General features: G+C 55.5%; 15 protein-coding genes. All 15 read right to left on the reverse strand.

Annotated elements, in window-relative coordinates:
- Positions 1 to 17 precede the first annotated feature (17 nt).
- The 15 genes from F4V61_RS08560 to F4V61_RS08630 all read right to left on the reverse strand — a co-directional run bounded on the left by F4V61_RS08560 (position 18) and on the right by F4V61_RS08630 (position 21,497).
- A complete protein-coding gene (locus tag F4V61_RS08560; RefSeq protein ID WP_000406473.1) occupies positions 18 to 239 on the reverse strand; it encodes a zinc ribbon domain-containing protein in 222 nt (73 codons plus the stop codon).
- A gap of 88 nt (positions 240 to 327) precedes the next feature.
- Positions 328 to 1,800, reverse strand: coding sequence for a ribosome biogenesis GTPase Der (gene der, locus F4V61_RS08565; RefSeq protein WP_024131792.1), 1,473 nt, complete (start codon positions 1,798 to 1,800; stop codon positions 328 to 330).
- Between the two features lie 116 nt (positions 1,801 to 1,916).
- Positions 1,917 to 3,095, reverse strand: a complete 1,179-nt coding sequence (bamB, locus tag F4V61_RS08570; RefSeq protein ID WP_001177067.1) for an outer membrane protein assembly factor BamB — start codon at positions 3,093 to 3,095, stop codon at positions 1,917 to 1,919.
- Between the two features lie 10 nt (positions 3,096 to 3,105).
- Positions 3,106 to 3,726 (reverse strand): YfgM family protein, encoded by a 621-nt coding sequence (locus F4V61_RS08575; RefSeq protein WP_000409188.1) that lies wholly within the window; start codon positions 3,724 to 3,726, stop codon positions 3,106 to 3,108.
- Between the two features lie 13 nt (positions 3,727 to 3,739).
- A complete protein-coding gene (gene hisS, locus F4V61_RS08580) occupies positions 3,740 to 5,014 on the reverse strand; it encodes a histidine--tRNA ligase (RefSeq protein ID WP_001107190.1) in 1,275 nt (424 codons plus the stop codon).
- Positions 5,015 to 5,124: 110 nt separating this feature from the next.
- A complete protein-coding gene (gene ispG / locus F4V61_RS08585) occupies positions 5,125 to 6,243 on the reverse strand; it encodes a flavodoxin-dependent (E)-4-hydroxy-3-methylbut-2-enyl-diphosphate synthase (protein ID WP_000551833.1) in 1,119 nt (372 codons plus the stop codon).
- A gap of 26 nt (positions 6,244 to 6,269) precedes the next feature.
- Positions 6,270 to 7,235: a cytoskeleton protein RodZ gene (gene rodZ / locus F4V61_RS08590; RefSeq protein ID WP_001090878.1), complete on the reverse strand. Its 966-nt coding sequence runs from the start codon at positions 7,233 to 7,235 to the stop codon at positions 6,270 to 6,272.
- A 292-nt stretch (positions 7,236 to 7,527) separates the two neighbouring features.
- On the reverse strand, positions 7,528 to 8,694 hold the full coding sequence (locus F4V61_RS08595) for a bifunctional tRNA (adenosine(37)-C2)-methyltransferase TrmG/ribosomal RNA large subunit methyltransferase RlmN (protein WP_000003214.1): 1,167 nt from the start codon (positions 8,692 to 8,694) through the stop codon (positions 7,528 to 7,530).
- A 169-nt stretch (positions 8,695 to 8,863) separates the two neighbouring features.
- The gene (gene ndk / locus F4V61_RS08600; RefSeq protein ID WP_080160987.1) at positions 8,864 to 9,295 is read right to left on the reverse strand and encodes a nucleoside-diphosphate kinase; all 432 of its coding nucleotides are present in this window, start codon (positions 9,293 to 9,295) and stop codon (positions 8,864 to 8,866) included.
- Between the two features lie 120 nt (positions 9,296 to 9,415).
- The gene (locus F4V61_RS08605; RefSeq protein WP_079903963.1) at positions 9,416 to 10,279 is read right to left on the reverse strand and encodes a 4Fe-4S binding protein; all 864 of its coding nucleotides are present in this window, start codon (positions 10,277 to 10,279) and stop codon (positions 9,416 to 9,418) included.
- Positions 10,279 to 11,088, reverse strand: coding sequence for a dimethyl sulfoxide reductase anchor subunit family protein (locus F4V61_RS08610; RefSeq protein WP_058344728.1), 810 nt, complete (start codon positions 11,086 to 11,088; stop codon positions 10,279 to 10,281). Before F4V61_RS08610 ends, F4V61_RS08605 begins: the two co-directional genes overlap by 1 nt.
- Positions 11,081 to 11,710, reverse strand: a complete 630-nt coding sequence (locus tag F4V61_RS08615; protein ID WP_000077446.1) for a DMSO/selenate family reductase complex B subunit — start codon at positions 11,708 to 11,710, stop codon at positions 11,081 to 11,083. The genes F4V61_RS08610 and F4V61_RS08615 overlap by 8 nt, the downstream gene beginning before the upstream one ends.
- The gene (locus F4V61_RS08620) at positions 11,707 to 14,085 is read right to left on the reverse strand and encodes a DMSO/selenate family reductase complex A subunit (RefSeq protein WP_058344727.1); all 2,379 of its coding nucleotides are present in this window, start codon (positions 14,083 to 14,085) and stop codon (positions 11,707 to 11,709) included. Before F4V61_RS08620 ends, F4V61_RS08615 begins: the two co-directional genes overlap by 4 nt.
- Positions 14,086 to 14,246: 161 nt before the next feature.
- Complete coding sequence (gene pbpC, locus F4V61_RS08625; protein ID WP_079903964.1) at positions 14,247 to 16,562, reverse strand: peptidoglycan glycosyltransferase PbpC; 2,316 nt, start codon at positions 16,560 to 16,562, stop codon at positions 14,247 to 14,249.
- Entirely contained in the window at positions 16,563 to 21,497 is a 4,935-nt protein-coding gene (locus F4V61_RS08630) for an alpha-2-macroglobulin family protein (RefSeq protein WP_080160986.1), read from the reverse strand.
- Positions 21,498 to 21,534 lie beyond the last annotated feature (37 nt).

Below are 21,534 nucleotides of genomic sequence, written 5' to 3' on the forward strand. Positions count from 1 at the left end.
CAACGTCGCCAGCGGTTTTATTGTTCGGAAATAACGAAATTAACCCGTTTTTTTGAAACTAAACCATGACCGTTCTGGCAAAAATAGTCCACCGCGCCACAGGCTTTCAAAACCTGTAACGGCTGGCGACAGTCGGGGCAAATCGCTTGCAACACGAAATCTTTAACGCATGTCGCGCAATGCGCAGCATTACCATTTCGCTCCAGCGCTCGATGGCACACGGGGCAGGTTATTTCCACAACATTCTCCTCAAGAGCATAATCCACGTTTAATCTAATGGCCTGAAAACGCTACGCTTATCAGGCCTGGAATATTACTGAAAAACCATTATTTGCTTTTCTTGATGTGCTTCATCAGACGCTTACGTTTGCGCATTTGCGTTGGCGTCAGCGTGTTACGCTTGTTCGCATACGGGTTCTCCCCTTCTTTAAACTGAATTCGAATCGGCGTTCCCATCACTTCCAACGACTTGCGGAAGTAGTTCATCAGATAGCGCTTATAGGAGTCCGGCAGATCTTTTACCTGGTTACCGTGAATGACGACAATCGGCGGGTTATAGCCGCCAGCGTGGGCATATTTCAGCTTCACGCGGCGACCGCGCACCAGCGGCGGCTGATGATCTTCAACCGCCATGGTCATGATACGCGTCAGCAGCGCGGTGCTGACGCGACGGGTGGAGCTATCGTATGCTTCACGGACCGATTCAAACAAATTACCGACACCGCTACCATGCAGCGCGGAGATAAAGTGGACGCGGGCAAAATCAATAAAACCCAGACGGAAGTCAAGCGTCTCTTTGACTTGCTCTTTGACTTCCTGACTAAGGCCGTCCCATTTGTTGACTACGATAACTAGTGAGCGCCCACTATTAAGGATAAAGCCCAGCAGCGACAAATCTTGATCAGAGATCCCCTCACGCGCATCGATAACCAACAGTACGACGTTAGCATCTTCAATCGCCTGCAACGTTTTAATCACCGAGAACTTTTCTACCGCATCGGTGATTTTCCCGCGCTTGCGCACGCCCGCGGTATCAATGAGCACATATTCGCGTTCATCGCGTTCCATCGGAATGTAGATACTGTCGCGAGTGGTACCTGGCATGTCATATACCACCACACGTTCTTCACCGAGAATACGGTTAGTGAGCGTGGACTTACCTACGTTCGGGCGACCGACAATCGCTAACTTAATCGGGAGATCCTGCGGATTAAAGTCATCTTCCGGCGCTTCTTCACTGTTTTCTTCCGCCTCGAATTGCGCCCAGTATTCCGCGTCCTCATCCACCTCTTCCTGCGGCGCGATATCATCCATCCACGGCAGAAGCACATGTTCCAGCAGGCTCAATACGCCGCGACCATGCGATGCGGCGATAGGATAAATGTCGCCTAATCCCAGCGAGTAAAAATCGACAACCGCCTGATCGGGATCGAGGCCATCCGTTTTATTCGCTACCAGGAAGGTCGGTTTTTCACGGGAACGCAAATGTTTGGCAATCGCTTCATCCGCTGGCATCAGGCCAGCACGCGCATCTACCATGAATAACACCACATCCGCTTCTTCAATCGCCAGCAGCGACTGTTCCGCCATCCGCGTTTCAACACCGTCTTCGGTGCCGTCGATACCGCCAGTGTCGATACAGATAAACTCGCGGCCTTCAACCTCCGCACGACCGTACTTACGGTCACGAGTCAGACCCGGGAAATCCGCAACCAGCGCATCTCGGGTGCGGGTCAGACGGTTAAATAGTGTGGATTTTCCGACGTTAGGGCGCCCGACAAGCGCGACCACAGGTACCATGTTTAAAGCCTCATTTAAAAAATCATCAGACAACGCACGCATTTTGCGCCATTGTTAAAAACAGGAAAACGGCCCCTACACCAGGGGCCGTTTTTTAAAACGCACAACCGTGACGATTAACGCGTAATCGCGTAGACCGTACCATCTTTGGCCTGGATGAGCAGTTTACCATCCGCCACCGTCGGTTCGGTCAGGAAACCGGAACTGTCTACTTTCTGTTGGGCCACAAAACGCCCATCATCAACATTAATCCAGTGCAGATAACCTTCGCTATCGCCGACGACTAAATCACCGTTATACAGCACCGGGGAGGTCAGCAAACGGTGCAACAGATCGCTTTGCGTCCACAGCGTTACGCCGCCGTCGGTGGTCAACGCCAGCACGCGATCGTTCTGATCGACCAGGTAGATACGGTCGCCGTCGACAATAAAGTCATTGACCGAACCCAGCTCGCGTTTCCACATAATCTGACCACTGCGCAGATCCAGCGCCGTTAAGTTACCATTATATGCCAACGCGTAAACGACGCCGTTTACCACAACCGGCGTGGTATCAACATCGCTCAGACGGTCAATTTCCGTTGGGCCAGTGGCCTGGGAGATACGCTGTTGCCAAATCATCTGCCCTTGTTGCATCAACACAGCGCTGACGCGGCCATTATCACCACCAACGATAGCCGCGCCGAACGCGGTTGCCGGCGCAGATTCGCCGCGCAGCGACAGCGAAGGCATATCCAGGCTCACTGTCCATTTAATCGCGCCATCCGCCTGGTTTAGCGCCTGCAACTGACCGTTGCTGGTATGGATAAGGACCAGTCCATCACTGACCACCGGACGAGACAACGCTTCGCCAGCGACCTTCGTCTGCCATTCCGTGGTGCCGTCGCTGGTATTCAGCGCATAAACCAAAGCCTTTTCACTACCAATATAGACGTGACCGCCCGCGACCGTGACGCCGCCGGATAACAGAGCAGACGAACGTGAGAACCAACCGTCTTTCTCGCCCAGGTTCACAGACCAGATCTCTTTGCCGTCATCCGCATTGAGCGCTTTTACCACGCCCGCGCGCGAGGCGGCATAAACCACGTTATCTGCCATTACCGGATGAAGATTAGAATAAAAGTCGCCTATTCCGTTACCGACAGAGGTGCTCCAGGCAGTCGTCGGGGTAAACTGGTTTTCAACTTGCGGTAATGGAGACATCTTAACGACATCTTCTTCGCCGCTAAACAGTGAACAGCCGCTGAGCAGGGTAACGGAAAGCAACCCTGGCAGAAGTAATTTACGCAATTGCATCGGGTCCCTCTCAGATGGACAAATTATTGATTTTCATCTGCATCATTTCGCTCAACGCCGGAGAAGCATCGCTATTGACACCCGCTTCCCATGCGCTGCGCGCGCCTTTTATATCACCCTTACTCAGCAACGCTTCGCCGCGCAAATCAGCGACAATTGCCGTCCACCCTTCGCCTTTAATGGCATCCAGTGTTTTCAGCGCGGCGTCAGCTTGCTTGAGCTGTACCTGAACGCGGGCAAGACGTAGATTAATCACCGCTTTGAGATTTTCATCGCTGGTGGCCGCCAGCCCCTGCTGCAACTGGGTTTCGGCTTTTTTAAGTTCATTCTTATCCACAAACTGCTGCGCCAGTTCCATAGACGCCAACGCACCATAGGTATTTTTATTTTCAGCCGCGAATTTTTCAGCGGCGGGAATGCTATCCGGCTTATCGGCGCTTATTGCCGTCACCGCATTTTGATACGCCAGAGAAGCAGCACGCGCGGACTCCGTTTGATGGCTGTTCCAGTAACGCCAGCCAACCAGCGCGCCAACCCCTAAAATCACTCCGACAGCCAGCGCTTTGCCGTTTTCGGCAAAGAAGCGTTTTATCGCATCCACCTGGTCGTGTTCGTTCTCGTAAATTTCCACGCTGTCCTTCTCCTTAGCCCAATAAAGTGCGCAAATGCGCGGCGACGCTGTCCTGCGCCACTGCCGTTTGCTCACCGGAGCGCAAATCCTTCACTACAACAGTCCCATTGGCGACTTCGGATTCGCCAAGAACCAGTGCAATCCGGGCGCCCCACTTATCGGCGCGAGCAAACTGTTTTTTAAAGTTGCCGCCGCCGTGGTTTGTTATTAGCTTCACGTCTGGCATTTCATCGCGCAGCCGCTCCGCCAGCGTCATTGCCGCAGACTGCGTTTCCGTGCCGGCAGCTACCAGGTATATATCGACAACAGGAGAGGCAATAAATTCCGGATTAACTGCCTGAACTAACAAAACAAGTCGTTCCAGGCCCATAGCAAAACCCACTGCCGGGGTAGCGCGACCGCCCAGTTGTTCCACCAGACCGTCATAACGCCCCCCCGCACAGACGGTGCCTTGTGACCCCAGACTATTCGTTACCCATTCAAATACGGTACGATTGTAGTAGTCAAGACCGCGCACCAGACGCTGGTTGACGGTGTAGGCAATCCCCGCCGCGTCCAGCAATTTGCACAGACCGGCAAAGTGCTCGCGTGAATCGTCATCGAGATAGTCGCCGAGAGCGGGCGCGTCGTTGAGCAGCGCCTGCACGTCCGGATTTTTTGAATCCAGCACGCGCAGAGGATTGGTATACATGCGGCGTTTGCAGTCTTCGTCCAGCGTCTCTTGATGCTGCTCGAGGAACGCGACCAGCGCATCGCGATAGTTCGCACGCGCCTCTAACGAACCAATAGAGTTCAGCTCCAGGCTAACGTGTTCAGCGATGCCCAACGCGCGCCACCAGCGCGCAGTTAGCATAATCAGCTCCGCGTCGATATCCGGGCCTTGTAAGCCAAAGACTTCGGCGCCTAACTGATGGAACTGACGGTAGCGACCTTTTTGCGGACGCTCGTGGCGGAACATCGGCCCGATGTACCACAGACGCTGTTCCTGATTGTACAGAAGACCATGTTCGATGCCGGCGCGTACACAGCCCGCCGTACCTTCAGGGCGCAGTGTCAGGCTATCGCCGTTGCGATCCTCAAAGGTGTACATCTCTTTTTCAACCACGTCAGTAACTTCACCGATCGCGCGTTTGAATAACGGGGTCTGCTCTACAATCGGCAAGCGGATTTCACTGTAACCGTAGCTGCCGAGCACGTTTTTGAGTGTGCTTTCAATGCGCTGCCAGATGGCGGTTTCGCCAGGCAGATAATCGTTCATGCCGCGAATGGCTTGAATGTTTTTTGCCACGTTTATTCTCTTTCTGAATATAAAAATGAACCCTCAGCGCTTCCCCGAACGAACCGGGAGCCATGCGGGTTCAATCATACACGGGAAGCACGCCGCTTCCCATCACGTTCTTATTTTTCAACCTGCAGCACGTCAATCCGGCGCGCTTCATCAAGTTGGCTTGCTTTCGCGCGAATACGGGATTCAAGCTGCGCGATCATATCGTCGTTATCGAGACGATCTTTACGCACGCCGTCTTCATACAGGCCGCTTTTTTTATTGCCGCCCGTCACGCCCAGCGTCGACACCAGCGCTTCACCCGGCCCGTTCACCACGCAGCCGATGATCGAAACGTCCATCGGGGTGATGATATCTTCCAGACGCTGCTCCAGCGCGTTCACCGTGCCAATAACGTCGAACTCCTGGCGAGAACAGGTCGGGCAGGCGATGAAGTTGATGCCGCGCGCGCGAATGCGCAGCGACTTCAGTATATCAAACCCTACTTTGATCTCTTCCACCGGGTCGGCCGCCAACGATACGCGCAACGTGTCGCCGATGCCTTCCGATAACAGCAGACCCAAACCGATCGCCGACTTGACCGCCCCGCTACGCGCGCCGCCCGCTTCGGTGATCCCCAAATGCAGCGGCTGATCGATCTGTTTAGCTAACAGACGATAAGACTCAACGGCAAGGAATACATCAGACGCTTTTACGCTCACTTTAAACTGTTCAAAGTTGAGACGATCGAGATGATCAACATGGCGCATTGCTGATTCCAGCAGCGCCTGCGGGGTCGGCTCACCGTATTTTTCCTGCAGATCTTTTTCCAGCGATCCGGCATTTACGCCGATACGGATAGGGATATTTTTGTCGCGCGCACAGTCCACCACCATGCGAATACGTTCTTCGTTACCGATATTACCAGGGTTGATGCGCAAGCAATCGACGCCATATTCCGCCACTTTCAGCGCAATGCGGTAGTCGAAGTGAATATCGGCGACCAAGGGGACGCTGACCTGCTGCTTAATAAGCTTAAACGCTTCGGCGGCGTCCATGGTCGGCACGGAAACACGCACAATATCCGCACCCACGCGCTCAAGCGCTTTAATCTGATTAACCGTCGCTTCCACATCCGTGGTACGCGTATTGGTCATAGACTGGACGGTGATGGGGGCGCCATCGCCAATCGGCACATTGCCAACGTAAATACGTGTCGATTTCCTACGTTGAATTGGAGCCTGGTTATGCATGAGAAATCTCCTGCGTTACCCGCCTGTTACTGCGCCGATGTTGGTTCGGCATTGATGGTCAGACGCGCAACCTGATTAGTTCTGATAAAGCGGCTCAGATCGACAGGTTTTCCTTGATACTGGATCTGCACCGCGGCCGGCGCACCAATTTTAAGCTTATAAGGCGCCTGACCAGTTAGGTTTAAATTGCCATCTTTACGCTGCATACCGCTGAACAGTTTCTTACCCGTGGCGTCGGTCACTTCGAGCCAGCAGTCAGCAGTAAAATTCATCACCAGCGCATTCGAATCGGCGGCAGGCGCCGCTACGCCAGCCTGATCGGTCGGCAGCGCGGACGACGTTTCCGTTGCCGTGGCAGATGTGGCAGCCGTATCGACATTCGCTTGCGAAGGCGCTACTACCGTATTTTGCGTCGCCGCCGCCGTCGAATCAACCGGCGCCGCAGGAGCCGTTTCCGCTGGCGTCGTATCCTGGCTTGCCGCGGCACGGGTGTCCAACTGTACGCCTTGACCACTATCTTTATCTGCGTTCAGTTCAGCCGTGCTTTGATCGGCCATCGTAGTGATTTCTTCCTGCTGCGCCTTATGGTTCTGCCACCACCATGCGCCAGTCAGTCCTACTACCACAAACAGTACCAGCCAGGTAAAAGACATTAACCAGCCGTCGCGTTTTTTACGACGCTTTCCTAATGAAAAATTCTGCATTGGAGCGACTTTGGCGGCGCGCAGTGGGGCTTGTTTTTCCAGTCCCGGCAGCAGTTCCTCTTCTGGAACATGTACCAGACGCGCATATGAGCGGATATATCCGCGCAGGAAGGTTGAAGCAAGATCGGATGGCGCCTTATCTTCTTCAATATCGCGTACCGTAGAAACCTTCAGGCAAAGTCGCTCAGCGACAGCCTGCTGGCTGAGTCCGAGTTGTTCACGGGCATTGCGCAGACGAACGCCGGTGGTTTGTGCTTCATTTTGGTCGTGCGTGGCTTCAGTATTCATTCGCTACAGCTACAGGTACGTGTAAATTAGGATTCAGGCGCCGACGAGCCATAATGCCCGCCCACACCGCGAAACATCAGGTGAGTTAACCTTAGTCAGACAGTATAAGCTTGTCAGGCCGCAGATGACAAAACCGCTTAAGACATAAGGCTAACCTCTTGTTGCACCGTTACATACTGCCTTAAAGTCGACAAAAACGCACCGTTATTATTGACCAGACAAGTACAACGTAAAGCATTATTCAACTGACATTGCACCACGGTATAATGAATGCACCGTGGCGCAACTGCTATCAAATAGCCTTGATATCAATCGCCTCTCCCTGCATACGCTTACGCAGGGTACGTTTAGTACGGTCAATCACGTCGCCTGCCAACTGTCCGCACGCCGCATCAATGTCATCGCCACGCGTCTTGCGTACGATGGTCGTGAAACCATAACTCATCAAAACTTTAGAAAAGCGATCGATACGGCTGTTGGAGCTGCGGCCATACGGCGCGCCAGGGAACGGGTTCCACGGAATCAGATTAATCTTACAAGGCGTCTCTTTTAATAGCTCCGCCAGTTGATGCGCGTGTTCAGTGCCGTCGTTGACGTGGTCAAGCATCACGTATTCAATCGTCACGCGCCCCTGATTGGCGTTGGATTTTTCCAGGTAGCGGCGAACCGCGCCCAGGAACGTTTCGATATTGTATTTTTTGTTGATGGGAACGATTTCGTCGCGAATGGCGTCATTCGGCGCGTGTAAAGAGATGGCCAGCGCGACGTCTATCATATCACCCAGTTTATCCAGCGCAGGCACTACGCCGGACGTTGAGAGCGTAACACGGCGTTTGGACAGGCCGAAACCAAAGTCATCAAGCATAATTTCCATCGCCGGCACGACGTTGGTCAGGTTGAGCAACGGCTCGCCCATACCCATCATGACCACGTTGGTGATCGGACGCTGGCCAGTGACTTTGGCCGCGCCAACAATTTTCGCCGCCCGCCAGACCTGACCGATAATTTCAGACACACGTAGGTTGCGGTTAAAGCCCTGCTGCGCAGTTGAACAAAATTTGCATTCCAGCGCACATCCTACCTGTGAAGAGACACACAGCGTAGCGCGATCGTCCTCCGGGATATAGACCGTTTCAACGCGTTGATCGCCGACGGCTATCGCCCACTTAATGGTGCCGTCTGAGGAGCGTTGCTCTTCCACTACCTCCGGCGCGCGGATTTCCGCGACCTCTTTTAATTTGCCGCGCAACACTTTGTTGATGTCAGTCATCTCATCAAAATTATCGCAGCAATAGTGATACATCCATTTCATCACCTGATCGGCGCGGAAAGGCTTTTCACCTAAGTTTTTAAAAAACTCGCGCATCTGCTGACGGTTCAGATCCAGCAGGTTGATTTTTGCTTCGTTGTTGGAAACTACTGGGGTACTGCTTTCAGGTGTGACAATTTGTTCAGACATATTCTATTCCGGCCTCGTTATTACACGTTATGGCCCCTGGAGGTTGAAAAAAGAAACGCCCCGGTGAGTTTGCTGCTCGTCCGGGGGGCGCTGCATTGTACAAATTCTGGCGCAAGGATGCCACGTCTGCACGCGGCGTTAGCGAAAATAATGTGTAAAGACGCCCCGATTAACGGGTGCGCGGGCACACTTCGCCTTCACCGAAGAAAAAGGCGATTTCGCGCTGCGCGGATTCCAGCGAATCCGAACCGTGGGTGCCGTTTTCAGTAAAGCTATCAGCGTAGTCGGCGCGCAGCGTACCCGCCAGCGCTTTCGCCGGATTGGTGGCGCCAAGCAGATCGCGGTGACGCTGTACCGCATTTTCACTTTCCAGCACGGATACCACGATAGGGCCAGAGGTCATGAACTCCACCAGACCGTCAAAGAACGGCTTGCCGTCGTGCTCTGCATAGAAACCGCGCGCCTGCTCAACGGTCAGGTGCAACATTTTGGTACCGACAATCCTGAACCCTGCTGCTTCAAAGCGCGCAAAGATGCTGCCAATAACGTTTTTTGCCACCGCGTTGGGTTTAATGATGGAAAAAGTCCGTTCAATAGCCATGTTTACCTCTGAAAAATGTTCTGTTGTTATGTCAGGCGCGGATTATAAAGAGCATCCCAGCAATTGCCTATGGATGCAGGTAACATTTTTTTAAAATAAAATGAGTATTAGCAACAAAAGTCAAAGACGCATAGCAAACTCATGGTACTGACACAGCACGCAGCGCGTGTGTTCAGGCGTGAGAGCCTGGAAAGTGCGTTTGCAGCTTTCGCAGGTGAGCGTATGCGCCGCGATATGCCGCGTTTGCGCGGGTTCCACGTCAAACCGCAGCCGCAGCGCCTGATGCGGGCATACCGCCGCACAGCCGCCGCATCCCGTACAGCGCGCCGCCGTTATCGTTAGGGTATCGTCGGCAAACTGGATAACATTTTCCGGACAGCTTCGCCAACAAGCGCCGCACATCCTACATGCTTCCAGGCTGATTTCGGGCACGCATTCGCTGAAGGCGGAAAATGCCTGCCTGAGACGCCGTTTACCCGGTTCGACGGCGCACGGAGTAATGGTGTCACGCGGCACATGAAACAGCGTGCGCCGCGAAACGTTAATCTCTGTGCCGACCACGTGTTTAAAAGACCAGCACGGCTCGCCGTAGCGGCGTAGCGCTAAATTTAGCCCCGCCAGCGCCATCAGCCACTGCGCCGACCGCTCCACCGCAATATCAATAAAGCGAATGCCATACTGACTGTGCCAGAGAAGCAGCTCATCGACCGTTGGCGCCTGTAACGAAAACGGCCCCACCAACGTATCCCCCTGCACAAAGCGTTTAACCGGTTTGATACCGGTAATGGCGTCAACAGGACAGACAAAAAGGCAGTCGCCACATGCGATGCAGCGCGCCATATCAATACTGGCCTGCCCCTGCGTCAGTAAAAACGCCTGCGCCGGGCAAACGTCGGCGCAGGCGCGGCAGGAAGAAAAACGAAAGCGACGACGGACGCAGGCCTGCGTCACGTCTATCGCCGGATCGCTCGCCAGGTTAACCATCAGCCAATACTAAAGAAGACGTAGCGCAGCACAATCTCGCCAATAAGCAGCAACACGCTGCCCGCCGCCAGCGCCCCTCTGGCGTTTCGCAGACCGCCTGCGGCAAAGCAGAGCGTTCCCGCCGCCGAGACGCACCAGCCGAGAAGATAGACATCACGCAACTGCGCCAGCGCCTGTAGCGGATGATGCGGCAAGGTTACGACCGTCGTATCCAGCGCATTGATATCCGCCAGCCATAGCGGCTGCATGATCAGGCGAATCAGCACCATCAGTGCGACCACCACTACGGCGCAGCGCATTGCCGCGCCAGCGTTGCGCAGATAAACCAGAGCGATGACTAACGAGCCGATAATGCCTGACGTGCCAAAGAACAGCGCCAGAGTGTTGCTATGCTGCCAGGTCGCCACCGAGGCATGGATATAAATCTGCGCCATGCAGAATACATCCACCAGCCCAAGCGCTGCCGCCAGCGCCAGCAGCGGTTGCCAGCCTGGCTTACGGAAAAACAGCAGCACAACGCCCAGTCCCAGCGCCGCCAGATAAAGGCTGGCAAAGACGATTTCGCGACTCAGCCACGAACTGGCGACATGACGTAACGCGTTTAGCGCATTCAGGGGATAGCCCATGTGCAGCGCTGAAGCGAGCAGCCCCACGCAGGCCAGTACAAACGCCCCCGCCATCGCGGGGAGCGCGCCGCGTACAGGCTCTCGTCCATCTACGGCGTACTGGCGGCCCAACGCCAGCCACAGCGTCACGCCCACAGACCCTTGTAAACAGAGCGTAAAAATCAGCAGCGGTAACTCATGCATGGCGTTTACCCTCTTTTTCAGCGCCGTGATGCGCTTTGACAACCAGATTAGGTTTGGTTATTGATGAATCTGGCAGCCCGTTCACGTCACATACGCTGCCGTACTTCGCGCGCAGTTCATCAATAGGACCAAACTTAATGGCCTCCAGCGGACAGGTCGCAACGCAGACGGGCTGTTCACCTTTCGCCTGCAAATCGACGCACATGTCGCATTTGGACATTTGACCAGTCTGATCATTAAGCTGCGGCGCGCCGTAAGGGCAGGACCAGGCGCAATAGCCACAACCAACGCATTTGTCGGTGTCAACGCGCACAATGCCGTCGCCCGGACGTTTATGCATGGCGGTGGTCGGGCAATTTTTGGTGCAGATCGGGTCTGCGCAGTGGTTGCAGGAAATGGAAAGCGTATAAGCAAATACGTTGTTGCTGACCCCGCCCTGCCCGGTCGGAATGAAATTTCCGCCGTTGACTTCATACACACGGCGGAAACGACGGCCTACCTCAAGATTGTTTTTGTCTTTGCAGGCCACCTGGCAGGCTTTACAGCCGGAGCAGCGAGAGGAGTCGATGAAAAATCCCAGTTGTTTGTCGCTCACCGGCGGGTAATGTGTAAACTGACTCATGCTTTTGCCACCTCCACCAGCATGGTTTGATGTGAATTTCCCTTCGCCAGCGCAGTAATACGAGCCGAGCTGAGGACGTTCGCGCAGCCGCCTTTATCAATACCGTTTTCATCCGGCTGCCACCAGGCGCCAGCCTGCATCGCGACAACGCCGGGAATAATACGCGGCGTGACTTCCGCAGGAATTTCGCAAATCCCGCGTTGGTTATGAATGCGCACCATGTCGCCGTGCTTGATGCCGCGCTTTTGCGCATCCTGCGGGTTGATCCACAATGTCTGCTGCTGAACTTCAATCAGCCACGGGTTAGCGTATTGCGTTGAGTTGGCGCGATTTTTCCCTTTCCACGTAATTAACTGGAGCGGAAAGTCTTTCGCCAGCGCATCTTCCGGGCCTTCATGCGCGGGAACGTAGTGCGACAGCGCCGGGATTTCCGGATGCTGCATGTCGAACAGGCGCTTTGAGAAGATCTCGATTTTTCCTGAGGGCGTCGGGAACGGATGATTGTCCGGATCGCGAATATTATCTTCAAAGGCGACAGACGGCGCGCTTTTGAACAAGTGCTGACGGGTCTTTCGCAGCGTCGCAAAATCCGGCAGGTTTTCGTCCGGCATCGCCAGGCGCGTCTGTTCCCAGATGTGCTCAATCCACGCTTTCTCATCACGCCCTTGGCTAAATTCGTTCTCAATGTCTAATTTCGCCGCAACCTCACGTAGCCAGTCGTAGTCGGAGCGACGCTCAAACTCAGGCTCGATCAGTTTTTCAGAGAGGATCAGGTAGCTTGCCGTACCCCAGGTTTCACCGATGTTCCAGCGTTCCATGAAGCTGGTTTCCGGCAGCAGTAGATCGGCGTATTTCGCGCTCGGCGTCATAAACAGATCGCTGGCGACGATAAACTGGATCCTGGATTCATCCTCCAGTACGCGTACCGCCTGATGCAGATCGGGATTCTGGTTCGCCAGGTAATTACCCGCCAGAGAGAACAGAATGCGGATATTACTGTCCAGCTTATCGGCATCTTTCAGCCCGACGTCCGGCGTCACTTTGCTGGCGTCGTCTGAGGCCTGCACCCAGTTCATTACCGAAATTTTGGCTTTTACCGGGTTATCCGGCATCTCCGGACCCGCGGCGAATTTACGGTTAGCGCAGCCGCCGTAGCCCGCAGCCCAACCGCCTTTGATACCCACATTACCAGTAATGGTCGCCAGCAGGGTCGAGCCGCGCGCGGTGCGCTCGCCGCAGTTGTGCCGTTGTGGTCCCCACCCCTGAATCAACGCGGCGGGTTTTGTATTCGCGTAATCACGCGCCAGTTGGCGAATGGTTTGCGCCGGCACGTGAGTGATCTTTTCCGCCCACTCGGGTGACTTAACGACACCGTCTTTGGCGCCGGTCAGATATGCCACCAGCGATTCGTTAGCCGGTACGCCTTCCGGCATAGAGCCTTCGTCAAAACCTATAGCGTAACGTTCAATAAATGCGCGATCGTGCAGATTCTCGCTGATGATGACGTACATCATCGCATCCATTAAGGCGTTATCGGTGGTGGGCAGCAGCGGAATCCACTGATCGGCAAGAGATGCCACCGTGTCGGAATAGCGCGGATCGACCACGATAAACCGCGTACCGTTCTGCTTCATCTTCTGGAAGAAATAATTGGTATGGCCAAAAATAGTCTCTGTCGGATTATGGCCCCACAGAATCACCAGCTTGGTCTCCAAAAGCGTATCCAGCGAACTGCCGCTGGCGGCAGTGCCGTAAGTATACGGCGTCGCGGCCGCTGTGTTGCCCATACTCACAGAATGGTAGCTTTCCAGATAGCCGCCAGTCAGATTCAGCAGACGACGAACCATTTTATCGCCGGAGAAGGTGCCGCCGGAAACGGCGGTACCCACATGTACATAACGTGATGCCGGGCCATATTTTGCAGTAATCGATTTTAAATTAGCGGCGATTAATGTTGTCGCCTCATCCCAGGAAATTCGCTCAAATTTTCCTTCACCGCGTTTTCCTACGCGCTTCATGGGATATTTCAGTCTATCAGGATGATAAACAAATTTACGGTATGCGCGTCCACGAACGCAGGCACGCATAACTGGCATTTGCGCATCCAGCGCATTATCTGGCCGCGTTGAAATTCGCGTCACTATACCTTCATTGACATGTACCCGAATATCACATTTGCCCCCACAGTCAAAAGTGCTGCATGTCTGGACGACTTTTTCCGCAGGCCTATTTTCAGTCGCCGTCACAGCGCGCGCCTGAGCTGTAGCTGTCGAGGAGACAAACGGTAACGCAATAAGCGCAGAGCTAGCCTGGATAAAATTGCGTCGGGAAATAGCGGGCTGTTCGCTATTTCCCTTGCATGTTATTTTTTTCATGATCCGACTCGTCAAATAAAAACACATTCTCGCGTTTTTATGCGCAGGCTCTCTTGATATTTATCAATCTCTCTCTTTAAGAGTAATCAAGGAATAATTAATAATTAAAAATTATCATTAACCTTAAAATGAAAGAAATTCATAATATATTTAGATAATTGTTAACGCATTAATTCAAAATTAACGGCCGCAACTTGACCTGACTCATCCATTACGACAAGTTGATAACGTCCAGCGATATTTAATAATAAAGAAAGACTATTATTTGCACTATTAACAGGTTCGCCATTCAAAAACCACCAGCGACGTCCTTTACCGCCAGTAGTGAAGACCGGCAGCGTGATGTTTTCCTGGCCTGGCAATTGCCTGATAACCGCGCCTTCCCTTACCCCTGACAGCATTAACGGCGCAGCATTACGGCCTTGTAGCGGCGGGCAGAGGGTGGACTCAGCGGGCAACCGGGCGCTACGTCTTTCCGTAGACGGTAGCCACAGCTCCAGAGGACGCGGCCAGACGATAAAAGTATGCTCTCGTGCCTGTGGGCAGTCGGCAGCGACACGCAGCCCCGTATCGTCCAGCCAGACCGGAAAACGAATACCGTTTATGCCTTCCTGTTCAGGCAACAGCAGCGTAGGCGGCTGACTATCGTCAAGCAGCCAAGTCGCTAGTCGGCGACGACAGTTGCTGTCTCCGGCAGGCAGAGACTGCCCGCCCGGCCAGCAAATGACGCCGCGACTTACCGACTGCGGACGCGGATCTTCCGGCAGGCGCCCCGCGTGCGCCAGTAGCAGATTATTGACCTGGTTAAGCAATGGCACCGCGCTGGCAAAACCAATTTGCCCCACTACAGGCGTGCCGTCGGGTCTGCCGGTCCAGATCCCGATGATATAACGCGCGTTAACGCCAATAGCCCACGCATCGCGATAGCCGTAGCTGGTGCCGGTTTTCCACGCCAACGGCACAATGCGCGGCAGCGCGTTATCCGGCAAGGGTTGCGCTTCATCCGCCATAATCCGTCGAATGATCCACGCCGCTCCCGGCGACATTAATGGTCTTTCCGACAGCGGATCGTCCGGCTGTAACCGTAGTTTCGCCGCTTTCCCATGGCGCGCGAAAGCGCTGTACGCCGCCGCCATCTCGTCAAGCCGCGCGCCCGCGCCGCCCAGAATCAGCGAAAGATTCGGCGCCGCGCCAGTGGGCAAATATAGCGGCAGGCCGACGTTACGCAGTTTTGCCGCAAACCGTTTCGGCCCATAGGCTTCAAGCACCTGAACGGCAGGCAGATTCAGCGAACGAACCAACGCATCGCTCATGCTGACCGGCCCGTGAAATCCGCTGTCAAAGTTTCCTGGGCGGTAATCTCCGGTGAGGCGTGGAACGTCCTGTAATAATGATGAGGGATGGATCAGAGCGTCATCCAGCGCCAGACCATAAACAAAGGGTTTAAGTACCGATCCAGGCGATCGGATCGCCGTTACCATGTCGACATGACCAAAACGGCTGTCGTCATTAAGATCTACCGATCCTACCCAGCCGCGCACACTCATATCGGTATGATCGACGACGATCATCGCCAACGAACTGCGTGCAGGCAGCCGCCCTTTCCATGCCCGCGCCAGATCTTCCAGTTGCCGCTGCAACCCGGCGTCCAGTGTGGTCACAATTTTGTCGTTCTGGCTTTTACTCAACATCATTCGGGCAAAAAGCGGCGCCAGTTGCGGCATTTGACGCGGCGCCAGCCAGACCGGCTCTTCACGCGACTCGCGTACCGTTTCGGCAGGCCAGACGCCCTGCGCCGCCATCCGGTCCAGCACTTTATTCCGCGCCGCTTCGGCTCTCGCTGGCCAGCGGTCGGGGCGCAACCGGCTCGGCGCCTGCGGCAACACGGCCAGCAGCGCCGCATCAGCGTGGCTCAGGCGCGCGGGCGGCTTGCCGAAGTAGGCCCAGCTTGCGGCGCCAATACCCTGTAGCGTGCCGCCGAACGGCGCGCGGTTCAGGTACAACGTCAGGATGTCGCGCTTGGAAAGATGCCATTCAAGCTGGAGAGCGCGCCAAAGCTGGCGAATTTTACCGCCGAACGTGCGCGGATGCGGGTCCAGCAGCCTCGCCACCTGCATGGTCAGCGTACTGCCGCCGGAAATAACGCGCCCGGCGGTGAGATCCTGCCACGCTGCGCGCGCGACGGAGAAAGGGTTAACGCCAGGGTGCCGCCAGAACCAGCGATCTTCGTAATTGATTAAGGCCTCCAGGTAACGGGGGGAGACCTCTTCAATGGTTACCGGATAACGCCAGATCCCCCCGGCGTCGGCAAAGCGCCACAGCGGCGTACCGTCATGAGCTACCACGACCCGCGCAGGATGAACCTCATTGAGAGGCAGCGGCCAGAGGTTATCCGCCGCCCATAACGCCAGGAGAATAAAAAGCGGCGCGCCCGCCAGCCACAACCAGCGGCCACGTTTACCACGCCAACCGTTCATTTAAGGCGTCACAATCAGCAGCCCCTCGCTCGCGCCGGTCGCCCGCCACTGAGGAACATACATCGATTCCACCTGCGGTTGTGGAAGCTGGTACGTCCCCGGCGTTACCGCGCGCGCCAGGTAGACCAGCGTCACGGGTTGACCTTCGTTAACGGCGACGGCAGCCACAAACCGATCATCGCGGAATTCCATATGCTGAATATCCGCCTGCTGCATCTGATTAAGCAGATTTTGCACCTCGCTACCGCTCTCCGGCAGGCTGGCGCTGCTGTCAGCCAGATTCTGGTTTTCCAGCTCCAGCCCGGCCGGGAGCAGGTCCACCACCAGCGCATCCGGCACATTGCGATCGGCCACCACCGTTAACCAGACCAGCACCAGTTCGCCGCTACGCAACGAGGACAGCGATTTGCGCTGACCATCAGTCCCCAGTATTTGTCGTTCAATCTGCAAAACGTTGCTGGCAGGCTCAGGCGCAGATGAGGGATAACCGCTGCTATCCAGACGCAGCCATAGCGGCTGGCTGCCGGCGTTCGTCACCTCAAGGGCGGACAGTTGGTCAGCATCCAGATTACGGGTCAGCGCCTTATCGCCCGACAGTGGCTGCGCCTCAAGCGATGTCTGCGCCTGCCAGGCGCCCGCGCTGGCCTGTCGTGAATGCGCGGCGAGGAACAAGGCATTGTTCTCCTGGGTAGAGAGCCAGCGCTGACCGAAGGCCTGCTCAGAAAGCGAGCTTAATAGCGCGTTTTGCGCGTCCGGTTTGAGGTTGTTCTCTTCCAGTAGCGACAACATCAGAGCGTTATCGCGCAGAGAACTGCCGTAATCCGCTATCCATTGACGTTCGTCCTGACGCGGCGTATTCAGAGCCAGCGTAATGGCCTCTTCGCCGCGTCTGGCATCACCCATCGTTTTTAACGCGATGCCCAATTGCATCAGCGGCAGCCCTGAAGCCGCCTGACTACGGCGCTCCCAGATTTCGCGCAGCGCCCCGAGCGGCGCTTTCTGCTGGCGCGCCAGCACCAGCGCGGCGTAGGCCTGAGCGGCAAAAGTACTGGCCTGTGTATTATCGCTATAACGAATCAGCATCATCCCAGGATCTTGCAGATAACGCAGCAGTCGCTCATTACCCTGATTAATCGCCTCCGGCGGGACGCTGTATCCCTGCTCGCCCGCGCGAACAAGAAAATCCATTGCGTAAGCCGTTAGCCAGGGCTCTTCCGCCCCATTTTTATCCCATAACGCAAAGCCGCCGTTATCACGCTGCATCTGCAGTACCCGAGAAATGCCGATATCCACCGCCGCGCGACGTTTTTCATCGCTATCGCCGACAATACCGAGCGCCTGCAATTGCGCAGCATTGGTATACAGAGCCGGGAATAAACCGCTGGCGGTTTGTTCCAGACACCCGTAAGGATATGCTTTCAGCTCGCGAATGTAGCGCGCCAAATTCAGCGGCGGTTTTCCGCTTAACAGCAGTTGTCCCTGTAATGTGGCTGGCGAGACGTTTGCCAGATGCTGCGCTGGCACATGCCAGCTCTCTCCCGGCGCCAGCGCAATGCCGCTATTTACCGTTTGGCCAGGCCAGGCCGGACGCACGCTGATTTTCCACTGTTTATGCTGCGCGTCGAGGGTTTCTCCCGGCAGATTCAGACCGCTAATGGTCGCCTGGATTTCGCCTTCGCCAAAACCTTCCAGCGCGCGTACCGGAACGAATAAGGTGGTGCGCACGCCCGGCGCCAGGTTGACCGGTTGCGGCTGCTGGCTAAGCAGTTCCAGTAACCCACTGGCGGCGAGCGCAATATTAAGCGTCTGCGAACGGTCGGTCAGATTGGTGACGTCCAGCACCAGTCGCGAAACATCCCCTCCCGCCAGAAAACGCGGCATATTCAGCTCGGCAATCACTGGCGCGGCGACAACGACTTTGCTTTCGCCGCGACCAAAATCGTCCGCTGTCCATGCCTGCGCCATAACCCGCAGTTCGCCGTTAAAGTCGCCAATCGGCAGCGTTACGACGCCTTCGCCCTGCTCATTGAGCGTGATCGGCTGAGCTTGCTGCGCGATGATATTGACATGGTTTACCGGCGGTTTTCCGCCACGCTTAAGGTCGTCGCCATCGCCGCCAAAACGCAGCGCCGCCAGCCGCCCCTGCCCTTCAATGACCTGGCCGTAAATATCGTAGATATCCGCACCGTAGCGTTTTTGACCAAAGAACGCCTGCCAGGGGTCCGGCGTCGCGTAATCGGTGATATTCAATACGCCGCTATCGACCGCGGAGACCAGCACGTTGATCTGTTTAGGCATTTCGCCGTGTTTAACGCTGGCTTTCACTCTGACAGTGAGAGGCTGATTCGGACGCATTTTGGCCGGGCTTTCCAGCGCCAGCTCAAGGCGACGGCTTTCATTCCCCAGAGGTAGGTGCAGCAGCCCTACGGCGCGTTTTGGCGTCGCGGATCGAGACTTATCGCCGGGACGCACCACCAGCGTACTGAGATAAAGATCGTGTCGATTCCAGGTTTTATCCACCGGAATCGTGATATCCAGTCCTTGCGTCGGTACATCGATCGCCTGCCACCACAGCGGGCCGTCGCTGGACTCCACCATCGCATAACCTTTACCGGCGACCGGCGCGACGATATGCAATTTCATGGTGTCGCCCGGACGATAATTTGCTTTATCCAGTTTGAGGGTGACGCGATCCGGACGCGCCGCGCCGCTACCGTCGCTGTTATCCTGCCAGCTATAGCCGGCCCAGAAACGAACGCTGCTGACCGTCTCATTCGGCGCTTTGACCTCCAGACGGTACGCACCCCATTCCACCGGGAAGCTGACTTTTCCGGTTTCATCCGCGTTCAGATCCAGCGTCTGCTCGCCCTCCACCAGATCTTTTTGATCAAACTGCGACTGCCAGCCTTCGCTTTCCGTCCAGTTCCAGTAATAGTCGCGACGCTCGCGGATGAGTCGCACCTGCAAGCCGGATACGGCTTTTTTTTCGCCCTGCGCGTTGGCGTAAACAATATCGAATGCGGCGTTGCTGTCTTCGTCGACAATCGGTTGATTAACAGTGGCATCCGTACGGTAGTCGTATACCGCTTTGGCGGTAAACTGTGGACGAATCCCCGGTAACGTATCGGCAGGCCAAATCGCCTGTTCTACGCGACGAGTGACCGGACGCCCACCAGACTCCAGCAGGCTGGCCTGTAAAATCACCTGCAACGGCGAATGCGTTTCCTGCCACTGGCTTGCGGCGATCACATCGCCACGTCCGCTTTTATCCAGCGAAAGCTGAACTTCGTCCAGGCTGCGCGAAAGATTCTCTTCGGCAATATTGCCGAACTGGAAGCCCGGCAACGCCGCGACGGCGTCGCGCTGCGGACGCAGGAAAAGCTGCCCTTGCAGGGTATTGCCGCTAGCTGGAGCGCCATACAGGTAATAGCCGACAACAGAGAATTTCACCTCATCCGCAGGCGCCAGCGGCGTTTTTTGCGCCGTCAGGTTGAGCGCCATCCGCTCCGGCATAAAGTCTTCAACGTGGAAATCCCATGTCCGCAGCAAGTTATCGCCGGTATTGGCGCGAATATGCCACAGGCCGGTCGGCGCGCGGCTATCCAGCGAATAGTTCAGACGGTATAGTCCGTTTTCCGGCTGGCTGACGACGGTACGCATCACCTGTCCGTCTGGTTTTACCACTTCCAGCTTAATAGGCTGATCGGGCAGCGTTTTACCGTCGCTATCGCGCAATAATCCGTTAAGGATAACCGTTTCGCCCGGTCGGTAGAGATCGCGCGGGCCAAACATAAAGAACTGCTTGCTGTAGCCGGGCGCGCCAGCAACATTAAATTCCGACAGATCGAGCGCCGGGAGTTTAAGATCGAGCAGCGTGGTCTGCCCTGCTTTACGCGCCAGTAATAGCGCCGCCGCTTTATCACTCTCCAGTTGCACATGTCCCTGCGCATCGCTCATCGACTGCGCCAGCGTCTGACCTTTATCATTCAGAAGAACGATCTCAATGCCTGACTGCGCTGCGCCGTTTTCCAGGCTTTGCGTAAAGATATCCAGCCGATTATGGTAACGGTGCGCAGACACGCCGATATCGCTAAGGGTAAACAACGTGGCGGCATTACTATAGTTGTAGTGTCCAGCCTGATTCATTACCGCCACATATACGCCCGCCTGTTGCAGCGGCTTAATATCGCTTAATGGCAGCAGCAGTTTCTCACGCGTATTGCGCGCCGGATTAAGATCAAAACGGCCGGTATAAACCAGATCCGCCATTTTCAGCAGATTGTCTGACTCCCAGTTAGAGAGCGAACTACGGTACTCCCACTGGCTGACGAATGCCGCCAGCGATTCAGGCTTCACGCGAAAAAAGTTCACATCGACATGGTTGACGTTAAGCGCCATGACCGGTAGCCCTTCCGCTATTTTCCCCGGCAGCAGCGATCCCCGGCTGGCAAAGCCGACGCTGGGCTGGACATCGCGCGTGGTAATCGTTTTTTCGTAAGGCGTGCCGAAGGTGGCGTTATTCAGGGCTTTGACGGCGGGATCTACCGTGACCACCAGCACGCGCTTAGGTTCCAGATGACGTAACCTAAGCTCTTTTAAGTTTGGCGCCAGCTCCCATGCGCCGTCAACGCTGCCGCTTTTCTTATCAACAATGTGAATCACTCGGGAGAAATCTTGCTCGGGATCTAAAGGAATTGAAAACGTCAGCACCAGCGTCGCCGCGCCGTCGAGCTGCGCTTCGGAGGCGTCTAATAGCGTTAGCGCTTTCCCCTGGCTTTGCTGCGCCAGCTTTTGTAACTGTGCCGGGTCTTTCGCGGGCGAGGACTGCGCCGCGGCTGACGTCTCGTTTTTTGTCGTCGGGGCGGTTTTATCGTTGTTATCGCATCCCGCCAGCGCCAGCATAATTATGCAGGCCACCACGCGTAAATGTTTCATCTTTCACCCCTGGCCTTCATGGCCTGTCAGCAACGGT

Origin of the sequence: Salmonella enterica subsp. arizonae (assembly GCF_008692845.1) — a bacterium.
Lineage (GTDB): Bacteria > Pseudomonadota > Gammaproteobacteria > Enterobacterales > Enterobacteriaceae > Salmonella > Salmonella arizonae.